The organism is Mycobacterium sp. PO1, from assembly GCF_017312405.1.
In the GTDB taxonomy this organism is placed as follows: Bacteria; Actinomycetota; Actinomycetes; order Mycobacteriales; family Mycobacteriaceae; genus Mycobacterium.
Genome location: NZ_BLTG01000024.1, coordinates 19,760 through 39,038, shown reverse-complemented (window position 1 = coordinate 39,038; position 19,279 = coordinate 19,760). Strand labels below are relative to the sequence as shown.

Here is a 19,279-nt window from a genome sequence, read left to right as displayed (position 1 = left end):
CTGTCACCCCCAGCGGGTGAGGGCGTCTTCTGCGGAGACCCCGGCGGCCAGCGCGCCCATCAGCAGTATCCGCGCCTGGGGCGGCCGCAGGGTCGGCACGACGACGGCTCCGGCGTCGAGCAGATCACGACCCGGGCCGTACCCGGCATGCACCCGGCCGGCGGGAACGCGGGTGGACACCGCGACCGTGACACCGTCGGCGGTGAGCCTGCCCACCGCGTCGATGACGGCCGCGCCGGCGTTGCCCGACCCCAACGCCTCGAGCACGATTCCGCGGGCACCGGCCGCAGCGCACGCGCCCAGCGCCACGCCGTCGGCTCCCGGATAGACGGCGACGATGTCGACTCGCGGCGCCGAACGTGCCGACAGTGCACCGAGGCTGGGACGGTCGGCCCGGTCGGCTTCGGCCATGAAGGTGTGGTCGGCGACCGTGCCGAGCGTCCGCCCGGTGAAACCCTGCAAGCCTGCGGTGGCGACCTTCTGTAGCCCCAGCGCAGCGAACACCGTGCCGGCGAAGCAGACCGTCACACCCAGGTCGCGTGCGGCCGGGCTGGCGGCCACGGCCAGCGCATCGCGCAGATTCGCCGGTCCGTCTGCGTCGGGGGAGTCGGCGCTGTGCTGCGCGCCGGTCAACACCACCGGTGGCGATCCCGGGTGCACCAGTTGCAACCACAACGCGGTTTCTTCCATCGTGTCGGTGCCGTGGGTGATCACTATGCCGTCAATGGCGGCGTCCGCCGAGGCGCGCCGTACCGCTGCGGCCATCACGTCCCAGTCCTCGGGGCGCAGCTGCGAGCTGTCCACCGCCATCAGGTCGATGACCTCGACATCGAGCCCCTCGGTCAGATCTGCGCCGGACCGGCTGGGACGCTTGACCCCACCAGCATCGGCGCTGGTCGAGATCGTGCCACCGGTGGCGAGGACGAGGAGGCGACCCATGGGTGGGATTCTTCCCCACCTGTGCTTTGCGATGATGGGGGGCGTGACTGACGAATCTTCCAGCCCGGCCGACCCGGCGGCCGGTGACGCGGCGCCTCGGGATCCCTCGCCGCCGCGCCGGCTGCGCCTTCTGCTCGGCGTCGCCGGAGTCGTACTCGTGCTGGACATCGTCACGAAGGTGTTGGCCGTCGAGCTGCTGACGCCAGGTCAGCCGGTGTCGATCATCGGTGACACCGTGACCTGGACGTTGGTGCGCAATTCCGGTGCGGCGTTCTCGATGGCGACCGGTTACACGTGGGTGTTGACGTTGGTGGCCACCGGTGTCGTGTTCGGCATCATCTGGATGGGGCGCCGGCTGGTGTCACCGTGGTGGGCGATCGGCCTGGGGCTGATTCTCGGCGGGGCCATGGGCAACCTGGTAGACCGCTTCTTCCGGTCGCCGGGCCCGCTGCGCGGCCACGTGGTGGACTTCCTGTCGATCGGGTGGTGGCCGGTGTTCAACGTGGCCGACCCGTCGGTGGTGGGCGGCGCGATCCTGCTGGTCGTGTTGTCGCTGTTCGGATTCGATTTCGATTCCGTCGGGAGGCGTCAGCCGGACGGCGGCGAGGGTTCCGTCGGGAGGCGTCAGCCGGACGGCGGCGACGATCCGGTCGGGAGGCGTCAGCCGGACGGCGGCGAGGGTTCCGTCGGGAGGCGTCAGCCGGACGGCGGCGACGATCCGGTCGGGAGGCGTCAGCCGGACGGCGGCGAGGGTTCCGTCGGGAGGCGTCAGCCGGACGGCGGCGACGATCCGGTCGGGAGGCGTCAGCCGGACGACGAGTCGGGTCGGGAATGACGACACGGTCGATGCCGGTGCCGGAAGGCCTGGCTGGGATGCGCGTCGATGCCGGTCTGGCCAGGCTGCTCGGCCTGTCGCGCACCGCGGTGGCGGCGTTGGCCGAAGAGGGCGGCGTCGAGGTCGACGGCGTGCGTGCGGCCAAATCGGACAAGCTGCCGGCAGGGGCTTGGCTGGAGGTGCGGCTGCCCGACGCGCCGCCGCCGGTGGAGAACACCCCGGTCGATGTCGAGGGCATGGACATCCTGTATGCCGACGACGACATCGTCGCGGTGGACAAGCCGCCCGGGGTCGCGGCGCATGCGACGGTGGGCTGGCACGGGCCCACCGTGCTGGGTGGACTGGCCGCGGCCGGCTTCCGGATCAGTACCTCGGGTATCCACGAGCGGCAGGGCATCGTGCACCGTCTCGACGTCGGTACCTCGGGGGTGATGGTGGTCGCGTTGTCCGAGCGGGCGTACACGGTACTGAAGCGGGCCTTCAAGCAGCGCACCGTCGACAAGCGCTATCACGCACTGGTGCAGGGGCACCCTGACCCGTCGAGCGGAACCATCGATGCACCGATCGGCCGGCACCGCGGCCACGACTGGAAGTTCGCCGTCGTCGAGGACGGCCGCCACAGCGTGACGCACTACGACACGCTGGAGGCGCACCAGGCGGCCAGCCTGCTCGACATCGAACTCGAGACCGGACGCACTCATCAGATCCGGGTGCACTTCGCCGCGCTGCACCACCCATGCTGCGGGGACCTCACGTATGGCGCGGACCCGGCCCTGGCGAAACGGCTCGGACTGGAACGTCAGTGGCTGCACGCCTGCTCGCTGGCCTTCGCGCATCCCGCCGACGGCCGCCGGCTGGAGATCACCAGCGACTATCCGGCTGATCTGCAGCATGCGCTCGACGTGCTTCGCAACCAACAGCTGTGAGGTCGGGACTGCTGTTCGGGTTCGGCGCCTATGCGATGTGGGGGCTGTTCCCGGCGTTCTTCCCGCTTCTGAAGCCGGCCGGCGCCGTCGAGATCTTGGCGCACCGCATCATCTGGAGCTTCCTGTTCCTGCTGGTCGTGGTGGCGGCGGTCCGGCGCCTCGGTGACGTGCGTCGGCTCGACCGGCGCACCTGGCTGTTGCTGACCGCGGCCTCGGCGTTGATCGCGGCGAACTGGGTGATCTACGTGTACGCGGTGAACAACGGTCACGTCGTCGACGCCGCGCTCGGGTACTTCATCAACCCGCTGGTCTCGATAGCGCTGGGGCTGTTGATCTTCCGGGAACGGCTGAATCGGTGCCAGCTGAGCGCGCTGGTGATCGCCGTCGTCGCGGTCATCGTGTTGACGATCAATGTCGGGGCACCTCCGGTGATCGGCCTGGGGCTCGCGTTGTCGTTCGGCATGTACGGCGCGGTGAAGAAGTCGGTGTCCACCGACCCGCGCGTCAGCGTCGGCATCGAGGCGGGCCTGGCGACGCCGTTCGCGCTCGCCTATGTCGGGGTCACCGCCGCCGCCGGGCATGCGACGTTCACCGGTCACGGCGGCACACACGTGGTGCTGATGATCCTGGCCGGCGTGCTCACCGCGCTGCCGCTGCTGCTGTTCGCCGCCGCGGCGCAGCGGCTGGCGATGGTCTCGTTGGGGCTGCTGTTCTACATGACCCCGGCGATGCAACTCAGTTGGGGCGTGTTGGTCGGGCACGAACCGATGCCACCGGCGCGGTGGTTGGGCTTCGCGCTCATCTGGCTGGCGCTGGCGGTGTTCACCGTCGACGCGGTGCGGCGCGCACGCTCCGACCGGCGCACAATACAGACCACAGCAGCCTGAGAATTTGCGATCGGTGCGATTGACCCCCCAATAGCTATGCAATAACGTTTGCTCGTGGAGACTGTCAGCTCGGCCGGCGAGCGCCCTCGGGGCCGCGGCCGCCCGGTGGGGGCTGATTCCGAGAACACGCGCCGCGGAATCCTGGTCGCGGCGCGGGGCGTCATCACCGAACGCGGTTACCAAGCGGCGACGTTCCAGCAGATCGCGATGCGGGCCGGGGTGAGCAGGCCCACGCTGCACTATTACTTCGGCAGCCGTGAGCAGATCTACGACGTACTCCTCGCCGAGGTCCACCACGCCATGATGGGTTGCGTCGCCGAAGCCCAGCAGCAGGTCGGCCTACGCGACCAGTTGGCCAGCTTTCTCGGGTCGTTGCAGCGGTGGAGCCTCGAGGATGCCGACACGCTGCGGTTCCTCGTCGCGGCGCGGCTGGAACACCACCGTGGACCACATCGGGCCGAGGCCGCGGCGCGCATCTTCGCCGCGGTGCATTCTTTCTACGATTCTGTGGTCGTCGAGGCGATGCGGCGTGGTGAGTTGCCGTCCGACATCGACGCTGCCGCGGTGGCGGACATGCTGGCCGGGTTGTTCTGGGGCGCGGGGTTTCATGCCGGTTTCCTTCGGCACAGCACCTCCGACCAGGACGCCGGTGGTGTTGCCAGGCAATTGTTGACCCTGTTCGAGAGCGGATTGCTGGAATCGCCTGTCGCGGCGCACATCGACGCGTGAGCGGAACCGGGCGGGGGCCGGTGGGGCCGGGTCGTCGACCGCCGCGAGACACGCACCGCGACACGCCGCGCACTGTCGGTGGGCGGCCATAGACTGGCTGGCCTATGAGTGGTTCAGACGGGCGGTCTCCAGGGTCTTCAGGGTCTTTTGTGCATCTGCACAACCACACCGAGTATTCGATGCTCGACGGTGCCGCGAAGGTCAAGCCCATGCTGGCCGAGGCGCAGCGGCTGGAGATGCCCGCGATCGGGATGACCGACCACGGAAACATGTTCGGGGCCAGCGAGTTCTACAACGCCGCCACCGACGCCGGCATCAAACCGATCATCGGGATCGAGGCCTACATCGCCCCGGCGTCGCGTTTCGACACGAAGCGGGTGCTCTGGGGCGACCCGAGCCAGAAGTCCGACGACGTCTCGGGCAGCGGCGCCTACACGCACATGACGATGGTCGCCGAGAGTGCCACCGGGCTGCGCAATCTGTTCAAGCTGTCTTCGCTGGCGTCCTTCGAGGGCCAGCTCGGCAAGTGGTCACGGATGGATGCCGAGGTGATCGCCGAGCATGCGGAGGGCATCATCGCCACGACCGGGTGCCCGTCGGGAGAGGTGCAGACCCGGTTGCGACTCGGGCACCAGCGGGAGGCGCTGGAAGCCGCAGCGAAGTGGCGCGAGATCTTCGGCCCGGAGAACTTCTTCCTCGAATTGATGGATCACGGCCTCGACATCGAGCGCCGCGTCCGCGAGGGACTGCTGGAGGTGGGACGCAAACTCAACATCCCGCCGTTGGCCACCAACGACTGCCACTACGTCACCCGCGACGCCGCGCAGAACCACGAGGCGCTGCTGTGCATCCAGACCGGCAAGACACTCTCGGACCCCAACCGGTTCAAGTTCGACGGCGACGGTTACTTCCTCAAGTCCGCTGCCGAGATGCGGGCACTGTGGGACGACCAGGTCCCGGGCGCCTGCGACTCGACACTGCTGATCGCCGAGCGCGTCACGTCCTACGCCGACGTGTGGGAGCCCCGCGACCGGATGCCGATCTTCCCGGTTCCCGACGGTCACGACCAGGCCTCCTGGCTGCAGCACGAGGTGATGGCAGGACTGGAGCGGCGCTTCCCCGGAGCGGTCGGCCAGGACTACATCGACCGGGCGAACTACGAGATCAAGGTCATCTGCGACAAGGGCTTCCCGTCGTACTTCCTGATCGTCGCGGACCTCATCAACTACGCGAAGTCCGTCGACATCCGGGTGGGCCCCGGGCGTGGTTCGGCGGCCGGTTCCCTGGTGGCCTACGCGCTGGGCATCACCAACATCGACCCCATCCCGCACGGCCTGCTCTTCGAGCGGTTCCTCAACCCCGAGCGCCCGTCGGCGCCCGACATCGACATCGACTTCGACGACCGTCGTCGCGGCGAGATGCTGCGGTACGCGGCCAATAGGTGGGGTAGCGACCGGGTCGCCCAGGTCATCACCTTCGGCACCATCAAAACCAAAGCCGCGCTGAAGGATTCGGCGCGCGTGCACTACGGCCAGCCCGGGTTCGCGATTGCCGACCGGATCACCAAGGCGCTGCCACCGCCGATCATGGCCAAGGACATCCCCGTCTCGGGCATCACCGACCCCAACCACGAGCGGTACAAAGAGGCCGCCGAGGTCCGAGCCCTCATCGACACCGATCCCGACGTGCGGACCATCTACGAGACCGCCCGCGGGTTGGAGGGGCTGGTCCGCAACGCCGGGGTGCACGCCTGCGCGGTGATCATGAGCTCCGAACCGCTGATCGACTCGATCCCGCTGTGGCGCCGTCCGCAGGACGGCGCGGTGATCACCGGCTGGGATTACCCGTCGTGTGAGGCCATCGGTCTGCTCAAGATGGACTTCCTCGGGCTGCGGAACCTGACGATCATCGGCGACTGCATCGAGAACATCAAAGCCAACCGGGGTGTCGACCTCGATCTGGAGTCGCTGGAACTCGACGACCCCAAGGCTTACGAACTTCTCGGTCGCGGCGACACGCTCGGCGTGTTCCAGCTCGACGGCGGGCCCATGCGCGACCTGCTGCGCCGCATGCAGCCCACCGAGTTCAACGACATCGTCGCCGTGCTCGCGCTGTACCGGCCCGGACCGATGGGCATGAATGCCCACAACGACTACGCCGACCGCAAGAACGGCCGCCAGCCGATCAAACCGATTCACCCCGAACTCGAGGAGCCGCTCTCGGAGATCCTGGCCGAGACCTACGGCCTGATCGTCTACCAAGAGCAGATCATGTTCATCGCCCAGAAGGTGGCCTCCTACACCATGGGCAAAGCCGATGCGCTGCGAAAGGCCATGGGCAAGAAGAAACTCGAGGTGCTGGAGGCCGAGTACAAGAGCTTCCACGAAGGCATGACCAACAACGGCTTCTCCGAGGGTGCGGTGAAGGCGTTGTGGGACACCATCCTGCCGTTCGCCGGATACGCGTTCAACAAGTCACACGCGGCCGGTTACGGGTTGGTCTCGTACTGGACGGCTTACCTCAAGGCGAACTATCCGGCCGAATACATGGCCGGTCTGCTCACCTCGGTCGGCGACGACAAGGACAAGGCAGCGGTGTATCTGGCCGACTGCCGCCGGCTCGGCATCACCGTGCTGCCGCCGGACGTCAACGAGTCGGTGCAGAACTTCGCCTCGGTCGGCAACGACATCCGCTTCGGGCTCGGTGCGGTGCGCAACGTCGGGGCCAACGTGGTCTCGTCGCTGGTGAGCACGCGGACCGAGAAGGGCAAGTTCACCGACTTCTCCGACTACCTCAACAAGATCGACATCGCAGCGTGCACGAAGAAGGTCACCGAATCGCTGATCAAAGCCGGCGCCTTCGACTCGCTCGAGCATCCGCGCAAGGGTCTGTTCCTGGTCCACACCGACGCCGTCGACTCGGTGCTGGGCACCAAGAAGGCCGAGGCGATGGGACAATTCGATCTGTTCGGCGGCGGTGACGGCGCCGACGCAGGGGAGTCGGTCTTCACGATCAAGGTGCCCGACGACGAGTGGGAGGACAAGCACAAACTCGCGCTCGAGCGCGAAATGCTCGGCCTCTACGTCTCCGGTCACCCTCTCAACGGCATCGCCCACCTTCTCGCCGCACAGGTCGACACCCAGATCCCGGCCATCCTGGACGGGGACATCGCCAACGACACCCAGGTGCGGGTGGGTGGAATTCTGGCCTCGGTGAACCGGCGGGTCAACAAGAACGGCCTGCCGTGGGCCTCCGCCCAGATCGAGGATCTGACCGGCGGTATCGAGGTGCTGTTCTTCCCTCAGACGTACTCGATGTTCGGTGCTGAGATCGCCGACGACGTCGTGGTGCTGATCGGGGCGAAGGTGGCGATCCGCGATGACCGGATCTCGCTGATCGCCAACGAGCTGATCGTGCCCGACTTCTCCAGCGCCCAGGTCAACCGTCCGGTCGCGGTGAGCCTGCCGACCCGGCAGTGCACGGTCGACAAGGTCACTGCTCTCAAGCAGGTGCTGGCCCGCCATCCCGGCACGGCGCAGGTGCACTTGCGGTTGATCAGTGGTGAGCGCATCACCACCCTCGAACTGGATCAGTCCCTGCGAGTGACCCCGTCCTCGGCGTTGATGGGTGATCTCAAGGAGCTGCTGGGTCCGGGCTGTCTGGGGGGATGACGCCACGGTCGGGGGTGGGATTGAGCGCCTGGCGGTTTGTCACCACCTTCGGCCTGATCAGCCTGCTCGCCGACATCGTCTACGAAGGCGCGCGGTCGATCACCGGGCCGCTTCTGGCTTCGCTCGGAGCGACCGCCGTCGTCGTGGGTGTCGTGACGGGGGTGGGCGAAGCGGCGGCGCTGCTGTTGCGAATCGTGTCCGGACCGTTGGCCGACCGGACGGGGCACTTCTGGGCCTGGGCGATCAGCGGCTATTTCCTGACCGTGGTCACGGTGCCCTTTCTGGGGCTCGCCGGTGCGGTCTGGGTGGCCGCGGTGCTGGTGATCGCCGAACGGGTGGGCAAGGCCGTGCGCAGTCCCGCCAAGGACACGCTGCTCTCCCATGCCACGTCGGTGACCGGCCGGGGCCGCGGGTTCGCGGTGCACGAGGCGATGGACCAGGTCGGTGCCTTCGTCGGACCCCTCGCGGTCGCGGGCATGCTGGTGATCTTCGGGGGCGACTACCGCCCCACGTTCGCCCTTCTCGCGCTTCCCGGGGTCGCCGTGCTGGTCCTGCTGCTGTGGCTGCGGGCCCGGGTACCCGAGCCCGCAGCCTACGAGGTCATCGCGGCGACGGAGTCTTCATCTGCGTCTGACGGTGCGCAGCTCTTTGTGCGGGCTCTACCGCGCGCCTTCTGGGTGTACGCGGGATTCTCGGCTGCCACGATGGTCGGCTTCACGACTTTCGGTGTCCTGTCGTTTCATCTGGTCGATCGGCGGATCGTGTCGGTGGCGCTGGTCCCGGTCATCTACGCGACCGCGATGGCCGCTGATGCGGTCGCGGCGTTGGCCACCGGCTGGATGTATGACCGCCGGGGTGCACGCGTCTTGGTGGCACTGCCGCTGCTGGCTGCCCTCGTGCCGGTCTTCGCGTTCCAGGGCGCCGTGTCTTCGGTGGTGATCGGGGCTCTGCTCTGGGGCGCGGCGGTCGGCATCCAGGAGTCCACGTTGCGTGCCGTCGTCGCTGACCTGGTGGAGCCGGCCCGACGGGCCACCGCCTACGGGGTGTACGCGGCCGTCATCGGCGTCGCGGCAGCAGCCGGGGGAGCATTGACGGGTCTGTTGTATTCACAGTCCGTCGGTGCGCTGATCGCCGTCGTCATCGCCATCCAGGTGGCCAGTTTGTCGGTGCTGCCTGCGGTTCGCCGCGCAACGCATACGCCGGGGCGGGTGTGAGGCGGCATGGGCACTGCCACAGGAATCGCCCGAGACCCTGCCGGCTTCAGCCGGCGTGCTCTTCGGCTGGGCTTCAGTGGCCGGCGGGAGCTGTCAACCCCGACACGATCCAGACCACTGCGGCGACCCCGGCACCGCTGAGCACCGCCGGGGCTGCCGACGCGGTCGCGACCCCGACGACGGTGAACACCAGCAGGCCGAGAACCAGGGCAACGACCTTGAAGGTGGGCCAGGGCACGCCGGCAATCGACACCGTCGACGCAGGACGGGTCACCACATCGCGCAGGTGGTGGACAGTGGTCATGGTTTGACGATAGCTCGCAGGAAAGTTTTCGGCCACCCGAAACGCCGTTTTCGGCGCGTCCTGTCATCGGGTTCACGGGGTGGCGCCGAATTCCGATTTTTGCCGGTCGAGCCCGGGGTGGCACCATTGATCGGTGTCCGCTGACCTGAGCCACCGTCCCCGCACCGGTTCCGCCGCGCCGCTTTGCGCCGCGGACATCGATGAGGCGGCGCGGCGAATTGCGGGCGTCGTCTCCACCACGCCACTGCAGTTCAGCGAGAGACTGTCGCAGATCACCGGTGCGCAGGTCTATCTCAAGCGTGAGGATCTGCAGGCCGTGCGGTCGTACAAGTTGCGCGGCGCCTACAACCTGTTGATGCAGCTGAGCCCCGACGAGAAAGCTGCCGGGGTGGTGTGCTCGTCGGCCGGCAACCACGCCCAGGGTTTCGCGCTGGCCTGCCGGTCGATGGGCGTGCACGGACGGGTGTACGTGCCGGCGAAGACGCCCAAACAGAAGCGCGACCGGATCCGCTACCACGGCGGGGACTTCATCGAACTCATCGTGGGCGGAAAGACCTACGACATGGCCGCCGAGGCCGCGCGGGAGGATGTGGCGCGCACCGGCGCGACGCTGGTGCCGCCCTATGATGATGTGCGCACGATGGCAGGGCAGGGCACCATCGCGGTGGAGATCCTCGACCAGCTCGGAGCCGAACCCGACACCGTGATCGTTCCGGTCGGTGGTGGCGGCTGCATCAGCGGGATCACCACGTTCCTCGCCGAGCGCACCGCCACCACGTCGGTGCTCGGCGTCGAACCCGCCGGAGCGGCAGCACTGGTGGCTGCGCTGGCCAACGGCGCCCCGGTCACGCTCGAGCACGTCGACCAGTTCGTCGACGGGGCCGCGGTCGCCCGTGTGGGCACCAAACCGTTCGAGGCCCTCACCGCAGCGGGGGACATGGTGTCGATCACCACCGTCGACGAGGGTGCCGTGTGCACCGCCATGCTGGACCTGTACCAGAACGAAGGCATCATCGCCGAGCCCGCAGGCGCGCTCTCGGTGGCCGCGCTGACAGAGGCCGATATCGAGCCGGGATCGACGGTGGTGTGTCTGATCTCCGGTGGCAACAACGACGTGTCCCGCTACGGGGAGGTGCTCGAGCGTTCGTTGGTTCACCTGGGTCTCAAGCATTACTTCCTGGTCGATTTCCCCCAGGAGCCGGGGGCGCTGCGCCGCTTCCTCGACGAGGTTCTCGGCCCCAACGACGACATCACGTTGTTCGAATACGTCAAACGCAACAATCGGGAGACCGGAGAAGCTCTGGTCGGCATCGAGATGGGCTCGGCGTCCGACCTGGAGGGTCTCATGGCGCGGATGCGGACCTCGGAATGCCACGTGCAGTTGCTCGAGCCCGGGTCGCCGACCTACCGATACCTGACCTGATACCCCGCTGAGCTCTCGGTGGGCCTCAGGCGCGCAGCACTGCCACCGAGTGCCCACCCAGCCTCGAGGTGTCGCGTCCGGATGACGTCTCGCCGAAGGCCAACACCGTTTCCCCGGCGGCAGGGATGTCGACCGGCTCGGCACCGATGTTGCAGCAGATCGCCAGCGCACCGCGCCGCATGACGACCCAGCGAGCGTCTTCGTCGTAGTCGACACGCAGGTGGTCCAGCCAGGGATCGCCCATGTCGGGCTCGGAGCGGCGCAAGGCGATCAGAGCGCGGTAGAAGTCGAGCAGACGAGCGTGCTCGCCGGTGCCGACCTCGTCCCAGTCGAGCTTGGAACGCAGGAATGTCTGCGGATCCTGCGGGTCGGGTATGGCGTCGGCATCCCAGCCGTGCTCGGCGAACTCCCGCTTACGGCCCTCGGCCGTGGCGCGAGCCAATTCCGGCTCGGGATGGGAACTGAAGAACTGGAACGGTGACGACGACGCCCACTCTTCACCCATGAAAAGCATTGCGGTATAAGGCGATCCGACGGCAAGCGCAGCCTTGATGGCAAGCTGACCCGGGGTCAGGTTCTGCGAGGGCCGGTCACCGATCGCACGGTTGCCGACCTGGTCGTGGGTCACCGTGTAGGCCAGCAATCGGGTCGCCGGAATCGTGGCGGTGTCCAGCGGCCGGCCGTGGCGGCGGTGCCGGAACGACGAGAAGGTGCCCGCGTGGAAGTAGCCGCCGCGCAACGTCTGCGCGAGCGTCTCCAGGGAACCGAAATCCGAGTAATAGCCTTGCCGTTCGCCGGATACGGCCGCGTGGATCGCGTGGTGGATGTCGTCGTCCCACTGCGCGGTCATGCCCAGACCGCCTGCGTCGCGTGGGGTGATCAGCCGGGGATCGTTGAGGTCGCTCTCCGCGATCAGGGACAGCGGCCGAGCGACCCGTGCTGCCAGGTCGTCGGTTTCGGCAGACATCTCTTCCAGGATGTGGATCGCGGTCGTGTCGACGAGGGCGTGTACCGCATCCAGGCGCAGGCCGTCGGCGTGGAAATCGTGCATCCACCGCAGCGCGCAGTCCAGGATGTAGCGGCGCACCTCGTCGGCCTCGGCGTCGGCGATGTTGATCGACTCGCCCCACGGATTGGAGCCGGTGGACAGGTAGGGGCCGAACTCGGGCAGGTAGTTCCCCGAGGGGCCGAGGTGATTGAACACCGCGTCGATCAACACGCCGAGCCCACGGGTGTGGCACGCGTCGACGAACCGGATCAATCCGTCCGGTCCACCGTAGGGTTCGTGCACCGCATACCAGAGCACGCCGTCGTAGCCCCAGCCGTGCGTGCCGCCGAAGGCGTTGACGGGCATCACCTCGACGAAGTCGACGCCGAGGTCGACCAGGTGGTCGAGCTTCTCGATCGCTGCGTCGAACGTGCCATCGGGGGTGAACGTGCCGATGTGCAACTCGTAGATCACGGCACCTTCGATGGAGCGGCCCTGCCAGTCACCGTCGGTCCACGCGTCCGGGGCCGCGCGCCACAGCGCCGAGCGTTCATGCACCCCGTCGGGTTGGCGTGGAGAGCGCGGATCGGGCAGCACCTTGGGGTTGTCGTCGAGGACGAATCCGTAGCGGGCGTCGGCAGCGGTGTCGACGACGGCGCGCCACCAATCGTCCTCTCCGCGGGTCATCGGGTACAGGGTGCCCTCGACGTCGAGGCGCACCAGGTCGGGACGTGGTGCCCAGACGGCGAATTCATGTTCAGGCATCGGCGCGCACCAGCAATGCGACGGGCATCTCGGCGAACAACTCAGCGGCCGGCACCGTGCCGCGACGTCGGGTGCGGGACAGGACGTCGGTCCACACGCCGTCGGGCAGCGTCACCGCCGTGTCTTCCCACCCGCTGTCGCCCAGGCGCACGGTCCAGCGACTCACCGCGACCAGGACATCCTCGCCACGGAGGAAGGCCACCACATGCTCGGCCAACGCCCCGCCGGCAGGTACCGGACGGTAGCCACCCGAGACGAACGTGTCTGGGCGCTCCCGGCGCAGCCGAAGAGCCTCGCGCACCACCCGCATCTTCGGGTGGGTCATGGTGTCCAGGGCGTGGCGGCGTTCGGAGTAGTCCACCTCACGACGGTTGTCCGGATCGACGAGGCTGTCCTCCCACAGCTCGGTGCCCTGGTAGACGTCGGGGATCCCGGGCGCGGTCAGAGCGATCAGCTTCTGCCCCAGCGCATCGGAGTCTGCGTGCGGACCGAGCCGATCAACCAGCGCCGTCATCTCGACGGCGACGGGGCCGTCGATCACCGAGTCGATCCAGGTGTGCACGGCCTCCTCGAACTCGGTGTCGGGATCATTCCAGGTCGTGTGCAGCGCAGCCTCCCGGATGGCCTTCTCGGCGTACGCATGCAGACGCTGACGCAGTTCGGCGCTCACCACGCCGTCTCGTGGCCACACCCCGAACATGTTCTGCAGCAGGAACATGGCGGTCTGGGCGTCCGGGGCCGGGGCGGTGCTCTGCCAGCCCCCGACGAGCTCGGACCACAGCGACGGCACTTGGGACAGCACCCCGATACGGGCCCGCACGTCCTCGCCGCGTTTGGTGTCGTGGGTGCTCAGCGTGGTCATCGCGCGCGGCCACAGCGCGGCCCGCGCCGTCGCACGTTGGTGGAACTCCGCGGCGCTGACGCCGAAGTACTCGGGCTCGCCGCCCACCTCGTTCAGCGATACGAGCCGGGAGTCGCGGTAGAACAGGCAGTCCTCCATCGACTTGGCGGTGGCGGCGCCGCACAGCTGCTGAAGCCGCACCCCGACTTCCTCGGCGTTGCTCAGCGCCGCGCTGAGCAGCTCCAACGGTCGGCTCAGCTCGGGATGCTCAGATGCCGTTTCCGACATGGCCACCGGCAGCACCTGGGCCAGTGCCCGGTAGTCGGACCGGTACACGCCCACGTGGCTGAGCAGGACCGCGATCGACTCGGGCAGACGGTCGTGATCGGCGCCGGCGGCAGCCACCACCGCTCGGTGCAGCCGGGCCAGTTCACTGGCCAGCGTTTCGGTGGCGGCCTGGCGTTTCAGCCGGCGGGCTTCCTCGGCGACGGCGGCGTAGTCGGCGCCGGCTGAGTCGGTGAGTTCGGTCAACGCGTCCCGGCCGGTCGGGTCGATGAACAGGCCTCCGGTCTCGCGCAGCGCGTCGTAACCGGTGGTCCCGTCGACGGGAAGGCTGGGGTCGAGTGCCTCGTCCACGGCGAGGATCTTCTCGATGACGATCCAGGCCTGCGGACCGGTGAGGTCACGCAACCATTCGAGATAGCCGGTGGGATCGGACAATCCGTCCGGATGGTCGATCCGGATGCCGTCGACCAGCCCCTCGCTGAACCAGCGGCGGACCTCGACGTGGGTGGCGTCGAACACCTCGCGGTCCTCCTGGCGTAGCCCGGCCAGCGAGGTGATCGAAAAGAAGCGGCGGTACCCGCACACCCCGTTGCGCCAACCGATCAGCTTGTAGTGCTGGCGGTCGTGCACCTCCGGTCCGGTGCCCTCCTCGGTGCCCGGACTGACCGGGAATTCCAGATCGCCGAGCCGCAGCACGGCTCCGTCCTGTCCCCGGTCCACCACCAGGTCCGCGACGTCGGAGTCGGATCCCAGTACCGGCAACAGGATTCGTCCGTCAGGGTCGACGCCCCAGTCGATGTCGAAATAGCGCGCGTACTCGGACTGGCGACCGTGCGTCAACACGTCCCACCACCACCGGTTCTGGCGCGGTGCGTCGACGCCGACGTGATTGGGCACGATGTCGACGATCACACCGAGGCCGGCCGCCTCGGCGGAGGCCACCAGGCGGGCGAAGCCCTCGGCGCCGCCCAGTTCAGCCGACACCGCGGTCGGATCGGTGACGTCGTAACCGTGTCCCGAACCTTCCGTGGCGGTGAGGATGGGGGACAGGTAGAGGTGGGAGACACCCAGTTCGGCGAGGTAGTCCACCAGCTTCTCGGCGTCGGCGAAGGTGAACGTCTGACCGCTGGCCGGACCGCGCATCTGCAGCCGGTAGGTCGAGGTGACCGCCATCAGGCGGTCTTACGCAGTACGAGAAGTGAGCGCGGTGCCAGCGAGACTTTCTCCCCGGCGGACACGGTGAGGGCGGTGGTTCCGGTGGGGTCGGCGGTGTCGAGCGCGGCCTCCCACTCATTGGCGTAATTGCCTTGAGGCACAACGAAGTCCTGAATGTGGTCGTGGGCGTTGAAGCACAGCAGGAACGAGTCGTCGATGACGCGCTCGCCGCGTTCGTTGGGGGCGGGGATGGCCTCCCCGTTGAGGAAGACCGCGACGCACGTGCCCAGCCCGGCACCCCAGTCGTCGTAGTCCATCTCCTTGCCGGAGGTCGTCAACCAGGCGATGTCGCGGACCTGGTCGCCGGTGCGGATCGGCTTCCCCTCGAAGAAGCGTCGGCGGCGGAACACCGGATGGTCCTTGCGGAACTTGACCACCTTGCGGGTGAAAGCCAACAGGTCGGCGTTGGTGTCACACAGCGACCAGTCCATCCAGGACAGTTCCGAATCCTGGCAGTAGACGTTGTTGTTCCCCGACTGGGTGCGGCCGATCTCGTCGCCGTGCGCGATCATCGGGGTGCCCTGCGAGAGCATCAGGGTGGCCATGATGTTGCGCATCTGCCGTCCCCGCAGGGTGAGGATCTCAGGATCGTCGGTCGGTCCCTCGACCCCACAGTTCCACGACCGGTTGTGGCTCTCGCCGTCGCGGTTGTCCTCTCCGTTGGCCTCGTTGTGCTTCTCGTTGTACGAGACCAGGTCGGCCAGCGTGAAACCGTCGTGACAGGTGACGAAGTTGATACTCGCCGACGGTCGCCGACCCGTCGCCTCATACAGATCCGACGACCCGGTCAGCCGGGACGCGAGTTCGCCGAGGGTTGCGGGCTCTCCCCGCCAGTAGTCACGCACAGTGTCGCGATACTTCCCGTTCCACTCGGTCCACAAACCTGGGAAGTTGCCGACCTGGTAGCCGCCCTCGCCGACGTCCCACGGTTCGGCGATGAGCTTGACCTGGCTGACCACGGGATCCTGCTGCACCAGGTCGAAGAACGCCGACAGCCGGTCGACGTCGTAGAACTCCCGCGCCAGCGTGGAGGCGAGGTCGAAGCGGAACCCGTCGACGTGCATGTCGGTGACCCAGTACCGCAGCGAGTCCATGATCAGTTGCAGGGTGTGCGGGTGCCGGGCGTTGAGGCTGTTGCCGGTGCCGGTGAAGTCCTTGTAGTAGCGGAGGTCACCGTCGAGCAGCCGATAGTAGGCGGCGTTGTCGATGCCCCGGAAGTTCAGGGTGGGGCCGAGGTGATTGCCCTCGGCGGTGTGGTTGTAGACCACGTCGAGGATGACCTCGATCCCGGCCTCGTGGAAGGCGCGCACCATGGTCTTGAACTCGCCGACCGCGCCGCCGGCATGTTTGGTGGCGGCATAGTCGGCGTGCGGCGCGAAGAAGCCGAACGTGTTGTAGCCCCAGTAGTTTCGCAGCCCCAGGTCGAGCAGGCGGTGGTCGTGGAGGAACTGGTGGACCGGCATCAACTCGATCGCGGTCACGTTCAGCGACTTGAGGTGATCGATGATCGCCGGATGCGCGAGCCCGGCATACGTGCCGCGCAGCTCGTCGGGAATGCCGGGGTGCGCCTGGGTCATGCCCTTGACATGCGCTTCGTAGATCACCGTCTCGTGATAGGGCGTGCGCGGCGCGCGGTCGGAGCCCCACTGGAAGAACGGGTTGATGACGACGCTGGTCATGGTGTGTCCGAGCGAGTCGATCTGTGGCGGCGTGCCGCCGGTGACGAGGTCGTCGGCCTTCAGGTCGTAGGAGTACAGCGCCTGGCCGAACGCGAAGTCACCGTGGAAGGACTTGCCGTACGGATCGAGCAGGAGCTTGCTGGGATCACACCGGTGCCCGGCCGCCGGGCTCCAGGGCCCGTGCACCCGATATCCGTAGCGTTGGCCCGGGGTCACCGTGGGCAGGTAACAGTGCCAGACGAAGCCGTCGACCTCGTCGAGTTCGATGCGGTCCTCGCGGCCGTCCTTGCCGATCAGGCACAGCTCGACCCGTTCGGCAACCTCGGAGAACAGGGAGAAGTTCGTTCCCGCTCCGTCGTACGTGGCGCCCAGCGGATAGGCGTCGCCGGGCCAGACAGTGGGGATGGACGTCGAACCGGACGACGTCATCAATCCGTCCACCAGCCGGTGACGGCGGCGATCTGACGGCCCAGTTCGGGGGCCAGCGACCGCATGTAGGTCGCGGTCAGGTGATGGGAATCGTGGTAGATCAACACATTTCCCTCCACGGCACGGCATGTGTCGGCGCGGCATACCGCGTCGGTCATGTCCAGGGGCTTGAGGTTGGGAAAGCGACTGAGGAAGTCCAGCGTCGGGTTGTGATCGGCCAGGGCCATCGACCGGTCCATACCGCACGACACCGCGTCACCACCGTCGGCCAGGCAATCGGCGGGCCGGAACGGTTCACGGTCCTCGTCGAGAATCCACGGCGTGTCGCGCATCGCCAGCACGGGAATGTCGTGGTCGAGGAGCTTCTGCCAGATGCCGATGTAGGTGGCCGGCATGACGTCTCCGTCCTTGGTGTTCCACGGCCTGGTGGAGGTGGTGAACACATAGTCGGGCCGGTCGGCGATCAATGCGGACATCGCCCGCTGATTCCACGTGTGGCACTGCGGGTCCCGGCGGGTGGAGCCCATGATCAGCGGGGCTTCCTCGGTGGTCAGCGGACAACCCATCTTCAGGTATGTGACCACCTTGAAGTGGTGCATCCGCCCGAGCAGATCCAGTGCGGTGATCCAGTGCTCGGCATGCGAGCCGCCCGCCAGCGCAATGGTTCGCGCGGCGTCCGGGTCGCCGTAGGTGCAGTTGATGAGCCCGGCATTGGAGAAGTCGCTGATGCACTTGTCGATGGTGGAGATGGGCAGGTCTTCCTTGGCCTCCAGGACCGTCGGACGCATCGGCAGCTTGGGGACCCGGGCGTCGTCGACAAGGGCACGCGCGCCCGGGTAGTCGCGGGATGACAGGCCGGCGAGCTCCTTGCCGTCGGCGCGCAGCACCATGACGTGCTCGCGCCAGCTGAACGAGGTCGCGGTCAGCGCCACCCCGAGCAACGCCACTGTCGAACCGAGCACGATCGTCGGGCGCCGCAGGCGGACCCGCAGCGGTACCGGCGAGGCCGGGCTGACCGCCGCCGACGGCCCGCTGCGCTGACGCAACGGATCCTCGACGTAGCGGGTGGTCAACCAGGCCAACACGCCGGAGACCGCCAGGATGGCGGCTCCTTCGGCCACGGTGACCCGGGTCTCCCCGGTGTAGACGAGGTAGAAGATCAGCAGCGGCCAGTGCCACAGATACAGCGAATACGCCATCGCGCCCAGGGCGACGAAGGGCTTGCTGGCCATCAGCCGGTTGGGCGCCGGCATCGCGCCGCCGGTGTGCGGATCAGCGTGGCGGTTGGCCGCCGACAGGATGAACAACAGCGTCGCCACCACCGGGACGAGCGCCCAGGGGCCGGGGAACTCCCGCACTCCGTCGATCAGCGCCCCACACGACAGGATCACCGCCAGGGCCGTCACCGACATCGCGACGCGCAACCACATCGGGCAGCGCAGGTTCGGTACGACCGCCCCGACGAGCACGCCGACGAGCAGCTCCCAGGCTCTGGCGAAGCTGTTGTAGTACGCGGTGGCCTGATCGGTGTTGTGCGCGATGATCGCGTAGACGAACGAGGCGATGGTCAGCCCGGCAAGCAGGACGACGAACGCCGCCCGCATGTGGCTGCCGAAGAGGCGGCGAAACGCGAACGCGAACACCAGGATCAGGGCCAGGAAAGCGATGTAGAACTGCCCCTGCACCGACATCGACCAGATGTGCTGCAGCGGGCTGACGGCTTCCCCGGCGCGCAGGTAGTCCGCGGCGGAGTTGGCCAGCTCCCAGTTCTGGTAGTAGCCCAGGCTCGCCAGGCTCTGGTCGGCGAACGTCTCCCAGCGCGTCTCGGGTTGGATCAGGATGGTCAGTACCGCGGAGGCGGCCAGCACCACGACCATCGCCGGCAGCAGCCTGCGCACCAGCCTCTTGATCTCGGGCACCGGGCGTAGCGACGCACCCGGGGTCAGCGCGCCGCGCAGCAGCCGGCCGCCGAAGAAGAAGCCCGACAGGACGAGGAAAACGTCGACTCCGCCCGACACCCGCCCGAACCACACGTGGAACACCGCGACGAGCGCGATGGCGACACCGCGCAGCCCGTCGAGGTCATGCCGGTAGAAACCGGACGTGCGGGTGCCCATGCCGGGGCGCGACGAGGTCGCCGCGGCAGACG

Annotated in this window: 12 protein-coding genes and 1 pseudogene; 7 read left to right on the top strand and 6 right to left on the bottom strand. The window is 67.7% G+C overall.

Features of this window, described 5'->3' with window-relative positions; all coding sequences use genetic code 11:
- Positions 1 to 3 precede the first annotated feature (3 nt).
- On the bottom strand, positions 4 to 939 hold the full coding sequence (locus J3476_RS11060; protein WP_207066541.1) for an asparaginase: 936 nt from the start codon (positions 937 to 939) through the stop codon (positions 4 to 6).
- A gap of 34 nt (positions 940 to 973) precedes the next feature.
- Between J3476_RS11060 and lspA the strand changes: the two are divergent.
- The 6 genes and pseudogenes from lspA to J3476_RS11030 form a co-directional block, all read left to right on the top strand.
- Positions 974 to 1,576: pseudogene (lspA, locus tag J3476_RS11055) on the top strand (signal peptidase II); the annotation flags it as partial.
- Between the two features lie 194 nt (positions 1,577 to 1,770).
- A complete protein-coding gene (locus tag J3476_RS11050; protein WP_207066540.1) occupies positions 1,771 to 2,700 on the top strand; it encodes an RluA family pseudouridine synthase in 930 nt (309 codons plus the stop codon).
- Positions 2,697 to 3,587: an EamA family transporter RarD gene (gene rarD / locus J3476_RS11045; protein WP_207066539.1), complete on the top strand. Its 891-nt coding sequence runs from the start codon at positions 2,697 to 2,699 to the stop codon at positions 3,585 to 3,587. Before J3476_RS11050 ends, rarD begins: the two co-directional genes overlap by 4 nt.
- 54 nt (positions 3,588 to 3,641) lie before the next feature.
- Positions 3,642 to 4,316 (top strand): TetR/AcrR family transcriptional regulator, encoded by a 675-nt coding sequence (locus tag J3476_RS11040; protein WP_286182884.1) that lies wholly within the window; start codon positions 3,642 to 3,644, stop codon positions 4,314 to 4,316.
- Positions 4,317 to 4,420: 104 nt separating this feature from the next.
- Complete coding sequence (dnaE, locus tag J3476_RS11035) at positions 4,421 to 7,987, top strand: DNA polymerase III subunit alpha (RefSeq protein ID WP_207066537.1); 3,567 nt, start codon at positions 4,421 to 4,423, stop codon at positions 7,985 to 7,987.
- Positions 7,984 to 9,201 (top strand): MFS transporter, encoded by a 1,218-nt coding sequence (locus J3476_RS11030; protein WP_207066536.1) that lies wholly within the window; start codon positions 7,984 to 7,986, stop codon positions 9,199 to 9,201. The genes dnaE and J3476_RS11030 overlap by 4 nt, the downstream gene beginning before the upstream one ends.
- A gap of 73 nt (positions 9,202 to 9,274) precedes the next feature.
- Here the strand turns inward: J3476_RS11030 and J3476_RS11025 are convergent, their stop codons facing one another.
- Positions 9,275 to 9,505, bottom strand: coding sequence for a hypothetical protein (locus J3476_RS11025; RefSeq protein WP_207066535.1), 231 nt, complete (start codon positions 9,503 to 9,505; stop codon positions 9,275 to 9,277).
- A 133-nt stretch (positions 9,506 to 9,638) separates the two neighbouring features.
- Between J3476_RS11025 and ilvA the strand changes: the two genes are divergently transcribed.
- Positions 9,639 to 10,928 (top strand): threonine ammonia-lyase IlvA, encoded by a 1,290-nt coding sequence (gene ilvA / locus J3476_RS11020; protein WP_207066534.1) that lies wholly within the window; start codon positions 9,639 to 9,641, stop codon positions 10,926 to 10,928.
- A 25-nt stretch (positions 10,929 to 10,953) separates the two neighbouring features.
- Here ilvA and treZ read toward each other — a convergent pair whose 3' ends face one another.
- The 4 genes from treZ to J3476_RS11000 are packed head-to-tail and all read right to left on the bottom strand — an operon-like array spanning position 10,954 to position 19,247.
- Positions 10,954 to 12,681: a malto-oligosyltrehalose trehalohydrolase gene (gene treZ / locus J3476_RS11015; protein ID WP_207066533.1), complete on the bottom strand. Its 1,728-nt coding sequence runs from the start codon at positions 12,679 to 12,681 to the stop codon at positions 10,954 to 10,956.
- Entirely contained in the window at positions 12,674 to 14,980 is a 2,307-nt protein-coding gene (gene treY, locus J3476_RS11010) for a malto-oligosyltrehalose synthase (protein ID WP_207066532.1), read from the bottom strand. The genes treZ and treY overlap by 8 nt, the downstream gene beginning before the upstream one ends.
- Complete coding sequence (gene glgX / locus J3476_RS11005; RefSeq protein ID WP_207066531.1) at positions 14,980 to 17,130, bottom strand: glycogen debranching protein GlgX; 2,151 nt, start codon at positions 17,128 to 17,130, stop codon at positions 14,980 to 14,982. Before glgX ends, treY begins: the two co-directional genes overlap by 1 nt.
- The gene (locus tag J3476_RS11000) at positions 17,130 to 19,247 is read right to left on the bottom strand and encodes an acyltransferase family protein (protein WP_286182883.1); all 2,118 of its coding nucleotides are present in this window, start codon (positions 19,245 to 19,247) and stop codon (positions 17,130 to 17,132) included. The genes glgX and J3476_RS11000 overlap by 1 nt, the downstream gene beginning before the upstream one ends.
- Between the last annotated feature and the right edge of the window lie 32 nt (positions 19,248 to 19,279).